At 70.7% G+C, this 19,292-nt stretch carries 21 protein-coding genes and 6 tRNA genes; 17 read left to right on the top strand and 10 right to left on the bottom strand.

Features of this window, described 5'->3' with window-relative positions:
• The first annotated feature begins 60 nt into the window (after nucleotides 1-60).
• Nucleotides 61-879, top strand: coding sequence for a TrmH family RNA methyltransferase (locus AQJ84_RS25490; RefSeq protein ID WP_053192360.1), 819 nt, complete (start codon nucleotides 61-63; stop codon nucleotides 877-879).
• A 42-nt stretch (nucleotides 880-921) separates the two neighbouring features.
• On the opposite strand, the gene AQJ84_RS25485 is transcribed toward AQJ84_RS25490, so the two are convergent.
• Nucleotides 922-1,278: a hypothetical protein gene (locus tag AQJ84_RS25485; RefSeq protein ID WP_157874998.1), complete on the bottom strand. Its 357-nt coding sequence runs from the start codon at nucleotides 1,276-1,278 to the stop codon at nucleotides 922-924.
• A 21-nt stretch (nucleotides 1,279-1,299) separates the two neighbouring features.
• The gene (locus AQJ84_RS25480) at nucleotides 1,300-2,757 is read right to left on the bottom strand and encodes a serine/threonine-protein kinase (protein ID WP_053192364.1); all 1,458 of its coding nucleotides are present in this window, start codon (nucleotides 2,755-2,757) and stop codon (nucleotides 1,300-1,302) included.
• A 196-nt stretch (nucleotides 2,758-2,953) separates the two neighbouring features.
• Here AQJ84_RS25480 and AQJ84_RS25475 point away from each other — a divergent pair, with 196 nt between their 5' ends.
• From AQJ84_RS25475 to AQJ84_RS25460, 4 genes are all read left to right on the top strand, one after another.
• Nucleotides 2,954-3,229 carry a hypothetical protein gene (locus AQJ84_RS25475; RefSeq protein ID WP_030038485.1) on the top strand — a complete coding sequence of 92 codons (276 nt, stop codon included), beginning with the start codon at nucleotides 2,954-2,956 and terminating at the stop codon, nucleotides 3,227-3,229.
• Between the two features lie 196 nt (nucleotides 3,230-3,425).
• Complete coding sequence (locus tag AQJ84_RS25470) at nucleotides 3,426-3,623, top strand: hypothetical protein (protein WP_030038486.1); 198 nt, start codon at nucleotides 3,426-3,428, stop codon at nucleotides 3,621-3,623.
• A gap of 247 nt (nucleotides 3,624-3,870) precedes the next feature.
• Entirely contained in the window at nucleotides 3,871-4,824 is a 954-nt protein-coding gene (locus AQJ84_RS25465; RefSeq protein ID WP_030038487.1) for a phosphotransferase family protein, read from the top strand.
• Between the two features lie 80 nt (nucleotides 4,825-4,904).
• Nucleotides 4,905-5,213, top strand: coding sequence for a TFIIB-type zinc ribbon-containing protein (locus AQJ84_RS25460; protein ID WP_078631612.1), 309 nt, complete (start codon nucleotides 4,905-4,907; stop codon nucleotides 5,211-5,213).
• Between the two features lie 55 nt (nucleotides 5,214-5,268).
• On the opposite strand, the gene AQJ84_RS25455 is transcribed toward AQJ84_RS25460, so the two are convergent.
• The 5 genes from AQJ84_RS25455 to AQJ84_RS25435 all read right to left on the bottom strand — a co-directional run bounded on the left by AQJ84_RS25455 (nucleotide 5,269) and on the right by AQJ84_RS25435 (nucleotide 5,740).
• Nucleotides 5,269-5,340 (bottom strand) — tRNA-Val (locus tag AQJ84_RS25455).
• A 53-nt stretch (nucleotides 5,341-5,393) separates the two neighbouring features.
• Nucleotides 5,394-5,465: transfer RNA gene (locus AQJ84_RS25450), tRNA-Val, on the bottom strand.
• A 19-nt stretch (nucleotides 5,466-5,484) separates the two neighbouring features.
• Nucleotides 5,485-5,556, bottom strand: a tRNA-Val gene (locus AQJ84_RS25445).
• A 1-nt stretch (nucleotide 5,557) separates the two neighbouring features.
• Nucleotides 5,558-5,631 (bottom strand) — tRNA-Cys (locus AQJ84_RS25440).
• A gap of 36 nt (nucleotides 5,632-5,667) precedes the next feature.
• Nucleotides 5,668-5,740 (bottom strand) — tRNA-Gly (locus tag AQJ84_RS25435).
• 179 nt (nucleotides 5,741-5,919) lie between these two features.
• Between AQJ84_RS25435 and AQJ84_RS25430 the strand changes: the two genes are divergently transcribed.
• The 3 genes from AQJ84_RS25430 to AQJ84_RS25420 all read left to right on the top strand — a co-directional run bounded on the left by AQJ84_RS25430 (nucleotide 5,920) and on the right by AQJ84_RS25420 (nucleotide 8,749).
• Nucleotides 5,920-6,948 carry a chorismate-binding protein gene (locus AQJ84_RS25430; RefSeq protein WP_053192368.1) on the top strand — a complete coding sequence of 343 codons (1,029 nt, stop codon included), beginning with the start codon at nucleotides 5,920-5,922 and terminating at the stop codon, nucleotides 6,946-6,948.
• Between the two features lie 101 nt (nucleotides 6,949-7,049).
• A complete protein-coding gene (locus tag AQJ84_RS25425) occupies nucleotides 7,050-7,871 on the top strand; it encodes an aminotransferase class IV (protein ID WP_030038491.1) in 822 nt (273 codons plus the stop codon).
• Nucleotides 7,872-7,924: 53 nt separating this feature from the next.
• Complete coding sequence (locus tag AQJ84_RS25420; protein ID WP_053192370.1) at nucleotides 7,925-8,749, top strand: GNAT family N-acetyltransferase; 825 nt, start codon at nucleotides 7,925-7,927, stop codon at nucleotides 8,747-8,749.
• Between the two features lie 18 nt (nucleotides 8,750-8,767).
• Here AQJ84_RS25420 and AQJ84_RS25415 read toward each other — a convergent pair whose 3' ends face one another.
• A complete protein-coding gene (locus tag AQJ84_RS25415) occupies nucleotides 8,768-9,292 on the bottom strand; it encodes a DsbA family protein (RefSeq protein ID WP_030038492.1) in 525 nt (174 codons plus the stop codon).
• A gap of 207 nt (nucleotides 9,293-9,499) precedes the next feature.
• On the opposite strand from AQJ84_RS25415, the gene AQJ84_RS25410 reads away from it, so the two are divergent.
• Together AQJ84_RS25410 and AQJ84_RS43550 are read left to right on the top strand one after the other, a co-directional pair.
• Complete coding sequence (locus AQJ84_RS25410) at nucleotides 9,500-9,949, top strand: hypothetical protein (RefSeq protein ID WP_030038493.1); 450 nt, start codon at nucleotides 9,500-9,502, stop codon at nucleotides 9,947-9,949.
• Nucleotides 9,950-10,125: 176 nt separating this feature from the next.
• Entirely contained in the window at nucleotides 10,126-10,278 is a 153-nt protein-coding gene (locus AQJ84_RS43550; protein ID WP_164873000.1) for a hypothetical protein, read from the top strand.
• Between the two features lie 91 nt (nucleotides 10,279-10,369).
• On the opposite strand, the gene AQJ84_RS25405 is transcribed toward AQJ84_RS43550, so the two are convergent.
• Nucleotides 10,370-10,930, bottom strand: coding sequence for a CGNR zinc finger domain-containing protein (locus AQJ84_RS25405; protein ID WP_030038494.1), 561 nt, complete (start codon nucleotides 10,928-10,930; stop codon nucleotides 10,370-10,372).
• Between the two features lie 210 nt (nucleotides 10,931-11,140).
• Complete coding sequence (locus tag AQJ84_RS25400) at nucleotides 11,141-11,554, bottom strand: SsgA family sporulation/cell division regulator (RefSeq protein ID WP_004002642.1); 414 nt, start codon at nucleotides 11,552-11,554, stop codon at nucleotides 11,141-11,143.
• Nucleotides 11,555-11,745: 191 nt separating this feature from the next.
• Between AQJ84_RS25400 and AQJ84_RS25395 the strand changes: the two genes are divergently transcribed.
• The 7 genes from AQJ84_RS25395 to AQJ84_RS25365 all read left to right on the top strand — a co-directional run bounded on the left by AQJ84_RS25395 (nucleotide 11,746) and on the right by AQJ84_RS25365 (nucleotide 19,292).
• Nucleotides 11,746-12,198, top strand: a complete 453-nt coding sequence (locus AQJ84_RS25395) for a TIGR02611 family protein (RefSeq protein ID WP_030038495.1) — start codon at nucleotides 11,746-11,748, stop codon at nucleotides 12,196-12,198.
• Between the two features lie 78 nt (nucleotides 12,199-12,276).
• A tRNA-Val gene (locus AQJ84_RS25390) sits at nucleotides 12,277-12,348 on the top strand.
• 375 nt (nucleotides 12,349-12,723) lie between these two features.
• The gene (locus AQJ84_RS25385; RefSeq protein ID WP_030038496.1) at nucleotides 12,724-14,007 is read left to right on the top strand and encodes an extracellular solute-binding protein; all 1,284 of its coding nucleotides are present in this window, start codon (nucleotides 12,724-12,726) and stop codon (nucleotides 14,005-14,007) included.
• Nucleotides 14,008-14,021: 14 nt separating this feature from the next.
• Nucleotides 14,022-14,978 (top strand): carbohydrate ABC transporter permease, encoded by a 957-nt coding sequence (locus tag AQJ84_RS25380; RefSeq protein WP_030038497.1) that lies wholly within the window; start codon nucleotides 14,022-14,024, stop codon nucleotides 14,976-14,978.
• On the top strand, nucleotides 14,975-15,850 hold the full coding sequence (locus tag AQJ84_RS25375; RefSeq protein WP_030038498.1) for a carbohydrate ABC transporter permease: 876 nt from the start codon (nucleotides 14,975-14,977) through the stop codon (nucleotides 15,848-15,850). The genes AQJ84_RS25380 and AQJ84_RS25375 overlap by 4 nt, the downstream gene beginning before the upstream one ends.
• Nucleotides 15,851-15,860: 10 nt before the next feature.
• On the top strand, nucleotides 15,861-16,460 hold the full coding sequence (locus AQJ84_RS25370) for a hypothetical protein (protein WP_053192372.1): 600 nt from the start codon (nucleotides 15,861-15,863) through the stop codon (nucleotides 16,458-16,460).
• 96 nt (nucleotides 16,461-16,556) lie between these two features.
• Nucleotides 16,557-19,292 carry an exo-rhamnogalacturonan lyase family protein gene (locus tag AQJ84_RS25365; protein WP_053192374.1) on the top strand — a complete coding sequence of 912 codons (2,736 nt, stop codon included), beginning with the start codon at nucleotides 16,557-16,559 and terminating at the stop codon, nucleotides 19,290-19,292.

Genomic DNA, 19,292 nt, shown 5'->3' with positions numbered 1-19,292 from the left:
GGTAACACAACCCGTTCCCAGCCGTTGGCACCGCACCCAGGACAAGGCAGTATCACCTCTGTGGCCGATCTCATCACCGTCGAGGACCCCGACGACCCGCGCCTGCACGACTACACGGGCCTGACCGACGTCGAACTGCGCCGCAAGCGCGAGCCGGCCGAGGGCCTGTTCATCGCCGAGGGAGAGAAGGTCATCCGACGGGCCAAGGACGCCGGGTACGAGATGCGTTCGATGCTGCTGTCCGCCAAGTGGGTCGACGTCATGCGCGACGTCATAGACGAGCTCCCGGCCCCCGTGTACGCGGTCAGCCCCGAGCTAGCCGAGCAGGTCACCGGCTACCACGTGCACCGCGGCGCGCTCGCCTCGATGCAGCGCAAGCCGTTGCCCACGGCGGCCGACCTCCTGCAGACCGCCCGCCGGGTCGTCGTCATGGAGTCGGTCAACGACCACACCAACATCGGCGCGATCTTCCGCTCGGCCGCAGCGCTCGGCATGGACGCGGTCCTGCTCTCCCCGGACTGCGCCGACCCCCTCTACCGCCGCAGCGTGAAGGTCTCCATGGGCGCGGTCTTCTCGGTGCCGTACGCCCGGCTCGACTCCTGGCCCAAGGGCCTGGAGTCGGTGCGCGAGGCGGGCTTCACCCTCCTCGCCCTCACGCCGGACGCCAAGGCCAGGTCCCTCGACGAGGCGGCCCCGCACCGGATGGACCGGGTGGCCCTGATGCTTGGCGCCGAGGGCGACGGCCTGTCCACCCAGGCCCTGGTCGCCGCCGACGAATGGGTCCGCATTCCCATGGCCCACGGCGTCGACTCACTCAACGTGGGAGCGGCGGCCGCGGTCGCGTTCTACGCCGTGGCGACGGGCCGGCCCCAGCTCTAGACGACGGCCGAGCAGCCCGAGGCCACGGGGCGGCGCACCTGGTCAGTCACCGCAGAACGTGATGTGCAGATCCCGCTCCGCCCGGCATCGCAGCCCCCAGGCCAAGAGCCGCTCCATCACGGCACGTTCGGCGCCGCTGAGCCGGGCGGGATCGGCTTCCTGCAACTCCCGCACCATCCGCTCCACCGCCGCTCCGCGCAGGGTGGTGTCGGCGTACGCGTCGAGGCCGGCCAGGCTCGGCACCTGCCGCGGGTCGAGCCGCGCGACCGCTCCCCAGAACTCCTCGTCCTCGTCGTCGACGACGTACGTCTCCAGCACCCCCACCACCGGTCGCGGCCCGGCCGCCCGCCCCGTCCGCGCGGTCGACGCCCCGCGCCGAAGCTGAATGGTGAACCCCACCCCGCCCCCTCCGAGAATGTCCTAGTCGGACGTCGTGAACGTCGACTCGTGCCGCTCCGACATCAGCGGCGCGTCCAACGGCTCATAGCCGGGCTGCCCGCTTCGGAGCGGTTGCTCCTGCTGCTCCTGCTGCTTCCGTACGACGTCCCCCTCGCCGCCGAGTCCGCGCGGGGGCCCCTGACAGCCCTGGGCCGCGGCGATGGCGAGGGCCACCAGCAGCGTGACCACGACGAACACGAACAACCGCTGGCGCAACAGCCGCGGGTTGGCGGGCCGCATCCCCGTGCCCGTGCCCCTGGTCGGCCGTCCCGTACCACTGCGCGGCGCCGGGCGGTTTCCGCCGCCGGAACGGGTCGTGCTCCGTCCGGCCGACGAGGGCCGCGCCCCTCCGGACCGAGACGACGGATTCCCGCCCCGCGAGGCACTGCCACCCCGCGACGGCGCCCCGCCGCGCGCCGGAGCGGAACCACGCGACCCCGTACCACTCCGGGGCGGGGGAGTGCCCTGGCCGCCCGGGCCGCCCTGCTGTCCCTGCCCCTGTCCCTGCGGACGGCGCTGCGGCGCCCGCTCCGGATAACTGTCCGCGAGCCGCCCGGTGGGCCGGTCCGCCTCACCACCGCGCGGCGCGGGCGGCCGTACTTCCGCGTGTCCCTGCGCCTCCCGGGCCGCGATCTCCTTCAGTCGCAGCGACAACTGGAGCGTGCTGGGCCGCTCCTCCGGGTCCTTCGCCAGACAGGCCCGCACCAGCGGAGCCAGAGCGTCCGGTACGCCGTGCAGCTGGGCCTCCTCGTGCACCACGCGGTACAGCATCACCTCGGAACTGCCGTGCCCGAAGGGCGAGTCGCCCATCGACGCGTATGCCAGGGTCGCGCCCAGCGAGAACACGTCCGTGGCGGGCGTGACCGTGGCGCCGCGCACCTGCTCCGGGGCGAGGAAGCCGGGGGAGCCCACGGCGGTGCCGACATGGGTGAGCGTCGAGGCGCCCGTCGCCCAGGCGATGCCGAAGTCGATGATCCGCGGGCCCTTGGGGGAGAGCAGGATGTTGGACGGCTTGAGGTCCCGGTGCACGACGCCGGCCTCGTGCACCGCCACCAGCCCCTCCGACAGGGCGGCCCCGACGGCGGCCACGTCGGCCGCGCCCAGCGGCCCCTCGTCGACGACCTTGTCGTGCAGCGAAGGTCCGGGCACGTACTGGGTGGCGAACCACGGCCGGTCCGCGTCGAGATCGGCTGCGACCAGCCGCGCCGTGCAGCCGCCACGGATCCGCCGCGCCGCCGACACCTCACGCGCGAACCGGGAGCGGAACTCCTGGTCCTCGGCCAGATCGGGCCGGATCACCTTGAGCGCGACCCGCTGCCCCTTGCGGTCGGAGCCTAGATAGACCACGCCCATCCCGCCCGCGCCGAGCCTTCTGTGAAGCTTGAACGAGCCGACGACGCGCGGGTCCTCGCGCCTCAGGCGCATCATCGCCATGTTCATCCCCGCTGCCCGGTCCGTGTGACGAGCCACAGCTTACGTTTCCACGGCCCGCCGCGCGCAGAGGCCGCGCCCTCTCGGCCCGATCGATTGTCAGTGCCGGGTGGGAGAATTGAAGAGTGGTCAGGGAGCTCGCGAACAGGGCGACTTGGGGCGTTCTGTGATCCCAACCACCCGTCGCAGAAGGGGGATTGAACCCGTGAAGGGTGATCGCGTGGAGATAGTCGTGGATGCCGGGGACACGACGCGTACCTATGAGGTGGTGGCGAGCAGGGCGGGCCGCCGGGTGGAGACAGCGGTGCGCCGAGGCGTCGTGGAAGTGAGCGAAGTCACCCGCAACGGATCCGTCGTCCGCACGGCCCGTTTCATGGCGAACCGGGTCCTGGCCCTGGTCGAACAGCCGATCCCGCGAGAGGACAGCTCGGAGAAAGCGGGGCACAGCGGGCGCCCCCTCCGGGAAGACCCCGAGACCTAGGCCCCCGTCTCCACCCACGGGAGTACTCCGCAGGTCACGGCTCATCCTCCGGGAGGCCCGGCAATCGGTACGAGGGCATGACGTGCGCCGACCGCCCAACGCCTAGATTTGAGGTCAAGCGGCGGGTGCAGCACTCGTCCCCCGAGGTCAGACACCCGCCGCTGCAGACGACAACAGAACGGTCAGGAGAGGGACCATGGCCCACACGGCACCGCGGACACCGCTCCGCACCCAGGGGCGCCTCGCGCCCCGTCCCCGCCGCACGGGCCGTCGCCACCCCTTGGTGGCGACGCTCATGGCCCTTCCCCTGGCGGCCCTGCTCCTCCTGGTCTTCGACGGCTGGGAGACAGTGGCCACACAAGCGTCGTCCGTGGGAGTGATGCTGGGGCGCTGAGCGGCGACCCCAGGCCCGGAAGAGCGGTCCGGGCGGGGACATCCACCCATGAAACCCCGTGGGGACGGGGGTGCGGCGGACGGCAAGAAATGCCGGCGCAGCTGGGGAGCTGCGCCGGCATTGCCATGCCCGCACGTACGGAGCCGCCAGCGAGGCCGGCGCCGACGCGGGGTTCGCGGCAACTCAGGTCACCGGGCTGCGTACCCTCACGAACGAACCGCCCGCACGTGCCAGGAGCCGCAGCCCCGTGACCCACCCCCTGCTGTCCCAGCTCAGCACCCGAGTCAAGGCCAAGGCCCACTCGGCAACCTCCGCCTGCCCCTGCGGAGCAACCGGCACGGCGACCGCCACCCTCGCCGACCGCCCCGACGCCACCGTCGTCCGTCACGCCGGCACCGTCGCCAAGGCCCACGCCCCGGACACCACCCACGCCGACCTGACCCCCCGCCTCACCACCGCCTCCCGTCTCCCCGGCATCCTCCTCCCCCCGCTCGCCCCGACCCCGGCCGACCTGCACGGCAGACTCGTCACGTTCTGGCCCTACGGCACCCCCGTGGACCCGGAGAACCCGGACGCGGCCCCCTGGGAGGAGGCGGCGACCCTGCTCGCCCGCCTCCACCGGGCGCCCGCGCCGACCACCCCCCTGCCTCCCATGCGCGGCCCCGTGAAGGCAGCCCTCGCGGTCACCCGCCTCCGCATGACGGCCGCCCACCACCCGGCCACCGGCCCCGTCCTGCGCGCCTGGTCCACCCTCCCCGCCTGGGCCCGCGCCGAGGCCCCGATGCCGGACGCCACCACGCTGTGCCACGGCGACCTCCACCTCGGCCAGCTCGTCCGGCATCCCGCCCCCGACGGCCCGTGGCTGCTCATCGACGTCGACGACCTCGGCGTGGGCGTCCCCGCCTGGGACCTCGCCCGCCCCGCGGCCTGGTTCGCCTGCGGGCTGCTCACACCAGACGAGTGGACCCGTTTCCTGACCGCCTACCGCGCGGCGGGCGGCCCGGCCGTACCCGCTGACGGCGACCCCTGGCCCGCTCTGGACACCCCGGCCCGCGCCCTCACCGTGCAGACGGCCGCGCGGTCGATCGCCAAGGCCGTCGCGGCGGACCGCGCCCTGGACGAGGTGGAGCGGGAAATGGTCGACGCCTGCGAACGAATGGGTTGTGCCCCACCGGAATCGGAGCAAGGTTTCCCCAAGTAGGGTGCAACCGACCGCAGCCGGACAGAGTCTGTCCTGGCGTAACACGAAGCAGGACCTACCGGCGAGGAGTTGAGCCGACCATGCAGTGTCCGAAGTGTCATGCGCCGATGCACACGTACAACCGCAACGGCGTCCAGATCGAGCAGTGCAGCGGCTGTCGCGGCATCTTTCTCGACTACGGCGAGCTGGAAGCGCTGACCCGCCTGGAGTCCCAGTGGGGCGGCGGCCCCGCCGTCCCGCCGCCTCCGGCCGCGCCGCAGTACCCGGCGGCTCCCGGCGCTCACGCGGCCCCGGCCTGGGGCGCCCCGCAGGGCGGCCACTACGGCCACCAGGGCCACCAGGGTCACCACCGCAACAAGGGCTTCGGTCGCATGCTGTTCTCCAGCTGACCGCCGACCGGCAGACGAAGAAGCCCCCGGCCGCAAGGCCGGGGGCTTCGGTGTGTGGACGATACTGGGATTGAACCAGTGACCTCTTCCGTGTCAGGGAAGCGCTCTCCCGCTGAGCTAATCGTCCTCGGGACCACGATCGTTCCTCATCACTCCGAGGAGCGGATCATGGGCACTGCGTGCGCGATACTGGGATTGAACCAGTGACCTCTTCCGTGTCAGGGAAGCGCTCTCCCGCTGAGCTAATCGCGCGGAGGATCCGAAGATCCGGTGGACGATACTGGGATTGAACCAGTGACCTCTTCCGTGTCAGGGAAGCGCTCTCCCGCTGAGCTAATCGTCCTTGGAGGTGGAGACGGGATTTGAACCCGTGTAGACGGCTTTGCAGGCCGTTGCCTCGCCTCTCGGCCACTCCACCAGGAGTGTAGGGGACCGGGAAGACCCCTGTTCCTCGAGCGGACGACGAGGTTCGAACTCGCGACCTCAACCTTGGCAAGGTTGCGCTCTACCAACTGAGCTACGTCCGCCTGTCGTTTCGGTCGGCTCACGCGTCCCGGCGACGTGTTGAACTCTAGCGGATTCCCGTGCCATCACAAAAACGCGTTTGCGCAGCGTGCTGCCCTGCGCCTGCCCACAGACGTGCCCGGGGGTTTCCGGACGGGCACGGCCAGGTCACATGCCCGACACCCGCCCTAGACTCGACTGCGTGCTCGACCTCCCTCCCCTCGCCCGGTTCGGCGACCGCGTCGCCACCGGTCTCCTCGACGTCACCAGCGATCCCGCCGCCCTCGACTCGACCGGTTTCTGGGCCGTCTGCGCGGACTTCGAGGGCCGGGTGACCTGTGCCCGCTTCGGGGACGTACGAGAGGAGCCGGTGCCCGCCCCGGTGCCCGGGAAGTGGCGGGGACCCGCCGCGGGCGACTGGACGTCGTCCCTGGACCGCGCCGCGTACACGGCCGGGGTCCGGCGCATCCGGGAGCACATAGCCGCCGGCGAGGTCTACCAGGCCAACCTCTGCCGGGTGCTGTCCGCGCCCGTCCCGCCGGACGCCGACGTGGACGCCCTGACGGCTCTGCTGGCGCGCGGCAACCCGGCACCGTATGCGGGGACGATTCGGCTGCCGGAGCACGGGGTGGAGATCGCCACCGCCTCGCCCGAGCTGTTCCTGCGGCGGGCGGGCCGGGTCGTCGAGTCGGGTCCGATCAAGGGCACCGGACGCACCGAGGCGGACCTCCTGGACAAGGACTACGCGGAGAACGTGATGATCGTGGACCTCGTCCGCAACGACATCGGGCGGGTCTGCGCCACCGGGAGCGTGACCGTCCCCGACCTGTGCGCGGTGGAGAAGCATCCCGGTCTGGTCCACCTCGTGTCCACCGTCCGCGGCGAGCTGCGCGAGGACGCCGGGTGGCCCGAGCTGCTCGCCGCCGCGTTCCCGCCCGGCTCGGTCACCGGCGCGCCCAAGTCGAGCGCGCTCGGGATCATCGACGCGCTGGAGGCGGGGCCCAGGGGCCCGTACTGCGGCGGCATCGGCTGGGTCGACGCCGACCGGGGCGTCGGTGAGCTCGCCGTCGGCATCCGCACCTTCTGGGTCGAGCGTGCCGAGGGACAGCTGCGCTTCGGTACGGGCGCCGGCATCACCTGGGGGTCGGACCCCGAGGCGGAGTGGCGGGAGACCGAACTGAAGGCGGCCCGGCTGCTCGCGGTAGCGTCGGGAACGTACGAGGTGGCTTGAGGAACCCGACGTGGAGTGCCCAGCCGGGGACGCCCCCGGGCCCCGGCCGACAGGACGAGCCGGACGACGTGTCCAGCGCGATCTCGCGAGGTGGAAGACCAGTGAAGCTATGGCTCGACGGCGGGCTGCAGGACATCGAGTCCGCCCGCGTCTCCGTCTTCGACCACGGGCTGACCGTGGGCGACGGCATCTTCGAGACGGTGAAGGCGGTGGACGGCAGGCCGTTCGCGCTCACCCGGCACCTCGACCGCCTGACCCGCTCGGCGCGTGGCCTCGGCCTGCCCGACCCCGACCTCGACGAGGTGCGTCGCGCCTGCGCCGCCGTCGTCGAGGCCAACCCGATGCCGCTCGGCCGGCTGCGGATCACGTACACCGGCGGCCACGGCCCGCTCGGCTCCGACCGCGGTGAGCACGGCCCGACCCTGGTGGTCGCGCTCGGCGAGTCCGCCCGGCGCCCCGACTCCACGGCTGTGATCACGGTCCCCTGGACCCGCAACGAACGCGGCGCGCTCACCGGCCTCAAGACGACCTCGTACGCCGAGAACGTCGTCGCCCTCGCCCGCGCCCGCGAACAGGGGGCCTCCGAGGCGCTGTTCGGCAACACCGTCGGACAGCTGTGTGAAGGCACCGGGTCGAACGTGTTCGTGGTCGTCGACGGGGAGCTGCACACCCCGCCCCTCGCCTCCGGCTGTCTCGCCGGCATCACCCGCGCCCTGGCCGTCGAGTGGACGGGCGCCAAGGAGACCGACCTGCCGCTGGACGTCCTGGAGCGGGCCGACGAGGTCTTCCTGACCTCCACCCTGCGGGACGTCCAGGCCGTGCACCGCGTCGACGCCCGTGAACTGCCGGGCACGGCCGGGCCGGTGGCCGCCAAGGCCATGCGGATCTTCGAGGAGCGGGCCGGGAACGACCTCGATCCGTAAAGGCTGCGGATATTCGGCTGCCCCGGGGCCCGGGGAGGGGTAGAACACCCCTGATGACCACGACCCTGCGGCCCAGCGAGCCGCTTCAGCGCAACGCCGACGGGACGCGTTCACGCCACTACCAGGTGTGCGTGAACAGCCGTCCCGTGGGCTCGATCCACCTCGGCACGTCGCCCGCCTTCGGCGACTCGGTGGCCCGCGTCCACAACGTGCGCATCGAGGAGCCCGACCGTCGGCGCGGCCGGGGCACGGTGGCCATGCTCGCCGCGGAGGAGGTGGCACGCGGCTGGGGCTGCCGGCAGATCGAGATCGGCATACCCGCGGCAGCCGAGGCGGCGCTCGGGCTCTGCAGGACGCTCGGCTACGTGGTGCGCAACCGCGGCATGGAGAAGCAGCTCGGCGGCACCCCGCCCGGCCTGCCCGCCGGCAGCCGGGCGCGGTCCATGACCGAGGCCGAGTTCGAGGCGTGGCGGGCACACGAGTCCGAGGACTACGCCCGCACCTGGATCGAGCGGGGGGTGCCCGAGGCCGAGGCGTACGCCAAGGCGCGGCGCGACCACGAGACACTCCTGCCGCGGGGCCTCGCCACCGAGAACACGCGCTTCAGCGTCCTCGAACACGAGGGGACGCGCGTGGGCGTCCTGTGGGTCGCCCTGCGCGAGAAGAACGCCTTCGTCTTCGACGTCGAGGTGGACGCCGCCCACCGCGGCCGGGGACACGGCCGAACGCTCATGCTGCTGGCGGAGGCCCAGGCGATCGGTGCCGGCCGGCGGGTCCTCGGCCTCAACGTGTTCGCGGGCAACACCCCGGCCGAACGACTGTATGAGTCACTCGGCTACGAGACCACCCGGTACTCCCTTTACAAGACCCTGCTCTAGGCCCGCCGAGGTCTCGGCTCAGGCGTCCTGCCCGGCCAGCAGCCGGTCCGCGATCGCCTCGACGCGCTCGCGCAGCCCTTCCTGGCTCTTGCCGCCGTCGAGCCGCTCGCCGTCGATGACATAGGTGGGGGTGCCGGTCACGCCGATCGCCTTGCCCTCCGCCTGGTCGGCGTCGACGATCAGGATGTGTCGGCCGTCGATCAGCGCCGTGTCGAACTCCTCGGCGTCCAGACCGAGTTCCCGGGCGACCTCGACCAGGAAGGACTCGCCCCCACGGTCCAGCTCCTCCACCCGGCCCAGGACGGCCTCCACGTACGGCCACCCCTGCCCCTGCTCCATGGCCTCCTCGGCCGCCTGTGCCGCGGCGAAGGCGTGCTTGTGCTTCTCCAGCGGGAAGTGCCGCAGCCGCAGTTCCAGCCGGTCGCCGTAGCGGGCTCGCAGGGCGCGGACGTCGTCCAGGGCGCCACGGCAGTCCGGGCACTGGAGTTCGCACCAGACGTCGAGAACGGGGGCGGCGGACCGCGCGGGGGAGGAGTCGTTCATGCCCTCAGTCTCCCAGCCCCGGCCTGGGCGGCCCAACCGGTGTCCGTCCGCCACCTGCGTCGGTACGACCGCGACCCGGCACCTGCGGAGGACCCGACCCGGAGATGTCCCTGATGTCCTCTCGGAGCATGGCCCGGCGGGGCGCCGGGGTGCAGGATGGAAGGGACGAAGCACCGCCGACCGACGGACCCTGCCCTGGAGGACCGGATGATTGCCGAGACCGTCTGTTCCGCCGTCGCCGCGGCCGGCCTGGGCATCGCGGCGGTCACGGCGTACCGCAAGCGTTTCCTCTCGGCGACCCGCATCGCCGCGTACTCGCTCGTTCCCCTCGGCCTGGTCATGACCGGTGTCGTCGAGTGGCTGGCGGACACCGCCTTCAGCCCGACGGCCTGGGCGGGCTTCGCGGTCCTCGGCGTCTCGTGGCTGCTGTTCGCGAGCACGCGCGCGGTGGAGCGCCGCCGGGGCGGTACCCGCAAGGAACGCAGGGCGGCGGCCAAGGGGGCCGCCCGGCGCGAGGCGGTCGCTCCGGCGGCCTCCGCGCCCTCCCTGGGGCCGGGGTCCCGCCCGGCGTCCAAACCCGCCGCCAAGCCCCGCACGGAGACCGCGGCGGACGACTTCAGCGACATCGAGGCCATCCTCAAGAAGCACGGCATCTGAGACCCGCGGGGCACGGCGTACGACTCCCGCACGCGTGGTGAAACGACACAGCGGGTCCCTGTGCGGCCGGAAGTGATCACGACCCGAACCGGACCTCACGGAATCCGGCGAACTCCCGCTCATCGCGTGCGTGTTGATCGCGTCAGGCGGGCCGGCTGCGCCATCATCGGCCCGAGATGCTGGACACGACACAGAGCGATGCCGCGCCGCCGCAGGACGAGCCGCGCGGATGCCTCTTCGCCCTTTCCCAGCCACCGCTGATGATCTTCCTTGCGGTGATCGGGTGTCTGCTGCTCACGGCTGCGCTGCACGACCTGCTGTTGCTGTGAGCCGTACCCGCGGTCCCCCGGCGCCACCCGCCGGGGACCGCGAGGACACCGGTGTACTGCCGCGGGGCCGTCCGGACCGTCCGCCCGGGTCTCAGCCGGCCGCCTCCTTGCGTCGCGCCCGGTACGCGGCCACGTGGAGCCGGTTGCCGCAGGTGCGGCTGTCGCAGTACCGCCGGGATCGGTTGCGGGAGAGGTCCACGAAGGCCCGACGGCAGTCCGGCGCCTCGCAGCGGCGCAGCCGCTCCTCCTCGCCGGCCACCACGAAGAAGGCCAGCGCCATCCCGCAGTCGGCGGCCAGGTGGTCCGCCACGGAGGCGCCCGGCGCGAAGTAGTGAACGTGCCAGTCGTAACCGTCGTGGTCCGTGAGCCGCGGCGTGGTGCCCGCGGCGGCGACCAGTTCGTTGATCAGTCCGGCGGCGGCACGGGCGTCGGGAGCGGCGAAGATCGCGGCGAACCGGCCGCGGATCTTGCGCACCGCCGAGAGATCGAGCTCCGAGAGGACCCCGACATCGCTGATCTCGTGGTTTCGTACGAAATCGGTGAGGCTCGCGAGATCCGGCAGCGCGTCCTGAGCCGTGTCGTCCTCCGGCGCGGTGTTCACCAGATCCACCACGGTGTCGAGGGCGCACCGGGTGTCGTGGGTGATCAGCACGTTTCGCTCCCTGGCCTGAGGATCGGGCGCACGCCCGCCGATGCTGGCCGATGGTAATGGGTCGCGCGCACCGGGGAGCCGACGGCGGGGCGACGCACACCGGCGCCGCCCCCGAGAGGGGACGGCGCCGCTGCATGCCCTATTCGGTTGTCTGGGCCCGAGCCGTCTCCCCGAGTGGACGGCGCCGGGCGGCTCTGTGCGGCCTCGCCCCTAGCTCTCCGCCAGGATGTGCGAGAGCTCTTGGTCGAGATCGAAGTGCCGGTGTTCCGTGCCGGGAGGCACGGCGGCGTCCGTCCGCTTCAGGAACGACTCCAGGGCCCGCGCCGGGGCCTCGAGCAGGGCCTCGCCCTCCGGGGAGCTCAGGGCGATGCAGACGACGCCCTGACCATGGCTGCGCGACGGCCAGACACGGACGTCGCCGGTGCCGGTGGGCCGGTGGAGGCCCTCCGCGAGAAGGTCGCGGGCGAACACCCACTCGACGGTCTCCTCGGCTCCGGTGTGGAAGGTGGCGTGCACGGCGTAGGGGTCGGCCGTGTCGTACCGCAGGCCTGCGGGGACAGGCAGGGAGGACTCGCTCGACACAACGAGGCGCAGGTGCAGCTCGCAGCTGACCGTGGTGTTCATAAGCGCCAGGGCCTTTCGCTCAGTGTGCGCTCGGGGATTCGCACGTCGGCGAAATCGACATGCCACCTACGGTGCCGTTGTAAACCCCTCTGAGCGTTTTGCGTGCCTTTACGTAACTCTTCCGGCCGAGTGTGCGTTCGCACCGTACGCCCATTTCAGTGACCGGTTTACGTCCGGTAAGGTTTGGCTGTATGAATACGGGGAGTGACGAGCCGGGCGAGGTTGCCGTGGCGGCGGACGAGACGCAGACCGACGGGGCGCAGGGCGAGCAAGGGCTGGGTTCCAGAGCGCCCGAATTCGTCAAGGCGCGCCGCGCGCTGCACCTGAGCTGGCAGGTGGGCATCTTCACGGTCGGCCTCGCGGTCGTGGTGCTCGGCATCATCATGCTTCCCCTGCCCGGTCCGGGCTGGGTCGTGATCTTCGGCGGCATGGCGATCTGGGCCACCGAGTTCGTCTGGGCCCAGCTGGTGCTGCGCTGGACCAAGCGCAAGGTCACCGAGGCGGCAGAGCGTGCCCTCGACCCCAGGGTCCGGCGGCGCAACATCATCCTGATGTCGATCGGCCTGGTGATCGTGGCCGCGATCGTCGGCGTCTACCTGTGGAAGTTCGGCTTCGAGATGCCCTGGAAGATCAAGAACCAGTAAGCCGCGACGGGGGCGCGATGGCCGGTCGGTGCCGGTCACACCCACCCCCTGACATGGGGTAATGTTCTCCCTGCGTCCGGGCGATTAGCTCAGTGGGAGAGCGCTTCGTTCACACCGAAGAGGTCACTGGTTCGAACCCAGTATCGCCCACCCGGATACGGCGGCCCGTCTGCGACAGAGCAGACGGGCCGCCGTCGTGTGTGCGCCCGGCCGCCAGGCAGCCGGCGGCGGCCCCCGGCCCCTTCGACGGCCCCGTGATCCTCCGGCGAGTTTTGGTCGATCAACATCCGCGTGTGGACGGTCGGTTCGCGTTCGGGGCGTCGAACGCACGTGCCTCACCTGCGGTGTTGGCCGTTCTGGCGCCCGTCCTGAGGCTGAGGCGTCGTCAACTCGCCGAGCCGGCCTGTGAGAAATTCCTGTCCGAATCATTGACGCACCACGAGGCCCTCCGTAACTTGTGCCAGCAAGCGCTTACTTGAAACGATTCATGCAGGCGGCAATGACGCTGCGGGGAGGGGCCCGACTGTGGGAACCGGGAATGTTGAGAGGCGTACGGTCCTGAAGGTGGCCGGGGCCTCGGCGGCCGCGCTGGGGCTGGCCGCGACGACGGGCTGTGGCGGCGACAGCGGGTCGGGCGACGGGAACGTGACGCTCCGTTACGCGTGGTGGGGTGGCGAACCGCGCACCATCGCCATCAAGAAGACGATCGCGCTCTTCGAGAAGAAGTACCCGAAGATCAAGATCAAGCCTGAATTCACCGACTACGAGGCGTTCTGGGAGAAGTTCCAGACCCAGGCCTCCGGCGGGAATCCGCCGGACGTTTTCCAGAATGCGGTCGGCTTCCTGCGCAAGTACGACAAGCGCGGTGTTCTCCTGGATCTCAAGACGCAGGCGGACGCGGGGAACCTGAGCCTGGAGAACTTCCGCAACGGCGTCCTGGCGAACGGTCAGGTCGACGGCAAGCAGATCGGCATACCCGTCGGCGCCAACACCATGGCGCTCGTCATCGACCTCAAGGCCTTCAAGAAGGCCGGCGTCGAGGCGAAGTTCGGCTGGACCTGGGACGAGTACTTCGACGCGCTCCAGACGATCCAGGACAAGCTGAAGATCGCCGGTGACACCGGCTACTTCAGCATCATGTACCTCTACGACCTGTACCTGCGCCAGAACGGCAAGGCGTTCTTCACGGACTCCGATCTCGGATTCACCGAGGACGACCTGACGCAGTGGTGGGAGGACGGCTACAAGCGCGTGAAGTCCGGGCTGGTCGCCGACCCGAAGAAGATCGAGCAGGTCAAGCCGAAGTCCGGTCTGTCGGCGGGGCTCGCCGCGTCCGAGTTCACCTGGGACAACTTCTCCATCCGCTACGAGGGCGAGGGCGAGTCGGACTACGGGCTCGCGCCGATCCCGACCACCGACGGCAAGGACACCGGCCAGTACCTCGGTTCGCTGATGCTGAGCGCCTTCTCCGGGACCAAGCACCCCAAGGAAGTCGCCCAGTTCATCAGCTTCATGGTCCATGACCCCGAGGTCGGAGAGATCATGGGCTACGACCGCGGCATCCTCGCCACGACCGAGCAGTACGACGCGTTCAAGCCCACCGACGCCAACAACAAGGGTGTCGCGGCCTACGAGGACGAGGTCGCCAAGGCCGGCGTCCTCGGGAAGATCACCCCGCACCCGTCCGGCACGGATGTCATCGAGGCGGCCTTCCTGCGGATCGGCGGTGAGGTCGCCCAGGGCAAGACCAAGCCGGCCGACGCCGCGAAGGCGTTGTTCAGCGAGGCCAAGGCCGCGTTCGCGGGCTGAGGGGACGTACCACCATGACGCTCGTCAAGGAAGCGCCCGTGCGCCCGGCGCAGAAGCGGTCCGCCGCTCCTGCCGCCGGGCGGCGCGGGCGGCGCCGCGAGAACCTCGCCGGCTATCTCTTCATGTCGCCGTGGATCGCGGGGTTCCTGCTGCTCACGGCGGGGCCGATGATCGCGTCGCTGTACTACGCGTTCACCAGCTACAACCTGTTCACGCCGCCCAAGTGGGTGGGGCTGGACAACTTCACGACGATGTTCCAGGACCCGCGCTGGCAGAAGTCGGTCGAGGTCACGCTGAAGTACGTCGTCGTGGCCACTCCGCTGAAGCTGCTCCTCGCGCTCGGCGTGGCGCTGCTGCTCGCGCAGAAGCGGCGGGGGCAGGCCCTGTACCGGGCCGCTTTCTACATGCCGTCGCTCATCGGCGCCAGTGTCTCTGTCGGCTTCGTGTGGCGGGCCCTGTTCTCCGACGACGCCGTCGTGGACCGTACCCAGAAGATCTTCGGGCTCGACGTCGGCGGCTGGATCGGCAACCCGGACTACGTCCTCTACTCCCTGGTGGCCCTGAGCATCTGGCAGTTCGGCGCGCCGATGGTCATCTTCCTGGCCGGCCTCAAGCAGGTGCCGCAGGAGCTGTACGAGGCCGCCGAGGTGGACGGAGCCGGTCCCCTGCGGAGGTTCTGGAACATCACGCTGCCGATGATCTCCCCGGTGCTGTTCTTCAACGTGCTGCTGGAGTCCATCCACGCGTTCCAGGTGTTCGGCTCCGCGTACGTCGTCTCCGACACCCGGTGCGGGCCCGCCGACGCCACGCTCGTCTACACCTGCTACCTCTACCAGAAGGGCTTCAAGGAGGCCCAGATGGGCTTCGCCTCCGCGATGGCCTGGACGCTGGTGATCGCGGTGGCGCTGGTCACGGCGGTCCTGTTCTGGTCGCAGAAGAAGTGGGTGCACTACGAGGAGGCCGCCAAGTGACCAGTGCCATCAGCCCCGACGTGCGTGCCACGAACGAGCGGCGGCGCGCCGGATCCCTCGCCTGGCACGTGGGCGCGCTCCTCGTGCTCGCGGTCGTCCTCTACCCGGTGATCTGGGTGCTCGGCGCCTCCTTCAAGCCGAGCAAGGACATCATCGCCAGCCTCGACCTGCTGCCCACCAAGCCGGTCTGGGCGAACTTCTCCGGGCTCGCCGACGGCATCTCCGGCATCTCGATCACCAGCTTCTTCACCAACTCGCTGATGTACGCGGGCCTGGCAGTGGCCGGCGTGGTGCTCTCCAGCTCGGTGACGGCGTACGCCTTCGCCAAGATCCGGTTCGCCGGGCGGAACCTGCTGTTCACTCTGATGATCGGCACGCTGCTGCTGCCGTACCACGTGCTGCTCATCCCGCAGTACGTGCTGTTCCGCAACCTCGGCTACATCGACACGCTCGTGCCGCTCGTCGCGGGCAAGTTCCTGGCCACGGAGGCGTTCTACGTCTTCCTGATGGTGCAGTTCATGCGCGGGCTGCCGCGCGAGCTGGACGAGGCCGCCAAGCTCGACGGCTGCGGACACCTGAGGACCTACTGGTCCATCGTGCTGCCGCTGAGCCGCCCCGCCATCATCACCAGCGCCATCTTCACCTTCATCAACGCGTGGAACGACTTCATGGGGCCGTTGATCTACCTCAACACCCCGGAGAAGTACACCGTCTCGCTCGGCCTGATGATGTTCCGCGACCAGGAGGGCATCTCCAACTACGGCAGCATGATCGCGATGTCGCTGGTGGCGCTGGTGCCGGTCATCGCCTTCTTCATGGCCTTCCAGCGCTACCTCATCGACGGTATGGCGACCTCCGGACTGAAGGGCTGAGGCGGTCACCATGGCGCAAGCACGCGTGAAGGCACGCTCCCCGCGCAGGGAGTCCGTGTTCGGCGAGCGCTTCGCGGTCTTCGCCGAGTGTCTGCTCACCGGTGTGTGGATCGCCGTGGCCTGCCTCGGGGTCGTCACCTACCCGGCCGCTTTCGCCGCCGGAGCGCGGCATCTGCGGCGTCGTACGACCCACGAGGCCGGCGGCTGGCGGGAGTTCGTCGCGGACTTCCGGGCGGCCGTGCGCGGCGGGTGGGCCGTCGGGCTCGCCGGGTGGGCGGCGGCCGCCGCCGTCTGGGTGGACGTCCTGGCCGCGCGGGCCGGGATCCCCGGTGGGCCGTTCGTCGGAGCGGTCGGCATCCTCGCGCTGATCGGGCTCGCCGTGGCCCTGCTGCGGGCGGCGGCGGTCTGGACGCCGGGTGTCGCCTGGCGGGCGTTGCTCGCCGACGCCGGGCGGCGGACCGTGTGCGATCCCGCCGGGTCCTTCCTGGTCGTCTGCGGGCTGGCCGTCGTGGCCCTGTCCGCGGGGTTCCTTCCGCCGCTGGCGGTCCCCGTCCTCGGGGCGGTCGCGGCGGCGGCCGTCGCCGTGGAGGAGCGTTACCGGCACCGCTGACGGGCGGCGCCCCCGCACGAGGCCGGCGCCCCGGGTGCCGTGCCTGCCTCTGTCATGCCCCTGGCAATCCTGAGTCCCACACGGAAAGGAAAGGCCATGTCCCCCATTCCCCGCAGGTCCCTTCTCAAGGCGGCCGCGGTCGCCGGAGCCGCCGCGCAGTTCAGCTGGGCACTCGGCGCCAAGGACGCGCAGGCGGCACCGAGAGCCGCCGACGCCGACGCGGATCCGGTGACCCTGGACTGGCTGGAGGACGGCGGCCTGGGCGCCGCCCCCGGCTCCACCCTCGGCGTCCCCTGGCCGAAGGGCGCGTACCAGGAGGACCAGGACTTCGCGGTGACGGACGCGGACGGCAAGGCCGTGCCCGTGCAGTCCTGGCCGATCGCCTACTGGCCGGACGGCTCCCTCAAGTGGACCGCGCACGCCGTGAGCTCGGGCAACGGCAAGCTCACCCTGGCCGCGGGCCAGGCGGCCGCTCCCGAGAAGAAGGTCACCGTCGACAAGAGCGGCGGCACCGTCGACATCTCGACCGGCGTCATCACCGCGAGGATCGGCAAGTCCGGCGCCACGCTGATCAAGTCGGTCAGGCGCGGCTCGACGGAGATCGCCAAGAACGGGCGTCTCGTGCTGATCCGCCAGCCCGAGATCGAGGACGAGGACCAGGGCTCGGTGAAGACCGAGCGCTTCGAGGGCGCCATCTCGAAGGTCACCGTCGAGCAGGAGGGCCCGGTCCGCGCGGTCGTCCGCATCGACGGCAAGCACCGGAAGGGCAGCCGCAGTTGGCTGCCGTTCTCGATCCGGCTCTACTTCTACGCGGGCGCCGACTCCTTCCGCATGGTGCACACCGTCACCTTCGACGGCACGCAGGAGCCGGGCAAGGCGAGCGGTGACTTCATCCGTGGCCTCGGCGTCCGCTTCACCGTGCCGATGCGCGACCACTCCTACGACCGCCACATCCGCATCGGCGGTGACGGCACCGGCCTGCTGCGCGAGGCCGTCAAGGGCATCACCGGACTGCGCCGCGACCCGGGCGCCGCCGTGCAGGCGGCCCAGTACGCCGGCGAGAAGCTCCCCGACCCGGCCACCTGGGACCAGCGGGTCACCACCCGGCTCCAGTACATCCCCGAGTGGGGCGACTACACCCTCTCCCAGCTCTCCGCCGACGGCTTCGGCCTGCGCAAGCGCACCAAGAAGGGCCACGGCTGGATCGGCGCCGGCGGCGGCAAGCGCGCCTCCGGGTTCGGATACGTCGGTGGCGCGAGCGGCGGACTCTCCTTCGGCCTGCGGGACTTCTGGGAGAAGTTCCCCGCCCAGCTCGACATCCGCGACGCCCAGACCGACGAGGCCGAGGTCACCCTCTGGCTCTGGTCGCCCGAGGCGCAGCCCATGGACCTGCGCTTCTACCACGACGGCATGGGCCAGGACACCTTCGCCGAACAGCTCGAGGGCCTCAACATCACCTACGAGGACTACGAGCCCGAGTTCGGCACCCCCTACGGCATCGCCCGCACCTCCGAACTCCTCTTCTGGGCCAACGAGTCCACGCCCAGCGCCGAGAAGCTGGCGGAACAGGTCGAGGCCGTACGGGTGCTGCCGCAGCTGGCCGCCCCGCCCAAGCAGCTCATCAAGGCCGGCGTCTTCGGCCCCGGCCTCTACGCCGAGCCCGACCGGTCCACGCCCGCCAAGGCCAAGATCGAGGACCACCTCGACTTCCTCTTCACCTACTACAAGGACCAGGTGGAGATGCGTCGTTGGTACGGCTTCTGGGACTACGGCGACATCATGCACACGTACGACACGGTCCGGCACCAATGGCGGTACGACGTCGGCGGCTACGCCTGGGACAACTCGGAGCTGTCGCCGGACCTGTGGCTGTGGTTCGCGTACCTCCGCTCCGGCCGCGCGGACATCTTCCGCTTCGCCGAGGCGATGACCCGGCACACCGGTGAGGTCGACGTCTACCACCTGGGCAAGTGGGCCGGCCTCGGCACCCGGCACGGCGTGCAGCACTACGCCGACAGCGCCAAGCAGCAGCGCATCGCGAACACCACGTACCGCCGCTACTACTACTTCCTCACCGCCGACGAGCGGGTCGGCGACCTCATGCACGCCAACGTGGACTCCGACGAGACCTTCCTGGTCCTCGACCCGATCCGCAAGATCCGCACCGAGCCGTACACGCCCGACCGGCACGCCCTGTCGATCGGCTTCGGCACGGACTGGAGCGGCCTGGTGTCGGCCTGGCTGACCGAGTGGGAGCGCAAGGGCCCCAAGTGGGAGAAGGCCAAGGCGCGCGTCCTGTCGACGATGGAGACGATCGCCGCCCAGCCCAACGGGTTCGTGCAGGGCACCGGGCTGTACGACCTGGACACGGGCAGGTTCGCGGTGGCCCCGGCCCCCGTGGTCGGCGTCTCGCACCTCTCCGCCGTGTTCGGCCTCAACGAACTGTGCGCCGAGCTGATCGACCTGGTCGACATGCCGAAGTTCAACGAGGCCTACTTCGACTACTGCCGCTACTTCAACGCCACGAAGGCCGAGCAGGCGGCGCGCTACGGCTCCAACTTCGGCTCGCTGCTGCTGTTCCAGGGCCACTCGCGTCTGGACGCGTACGCCGCCGTGCAGACCGGGGACGAGAAGCTCGCCAAGCGGGCCTGGGAGAAGTTCTACAACTCCGACGGCTACAAGGAGTCGGCCCCGTGGAAGACGGAGAAGCTGAGCGGCCCGGCCACGCTGGTCCCGGGCAGCGAGGCCGCCTGGGTGTCCACGAACGACACCGCGCTGTACGGCCTCGCAGCCATCGAGAACCTGGCGCTGCTGGGCGACAGGATGCCCTAG

It is taken from the genome of Streptomyces resistomycificus (assembly GCF_001514265.1).
Lineage (GTDB): Bacteria > Actinomycetota > Actinomycetes > Streptomycetales > Streptomycetaceae > Streptomyces > Streptomyces resistomycificus.
This window is presented reverse-complemented; position numbering and strand designations above follow the sequence as displayed.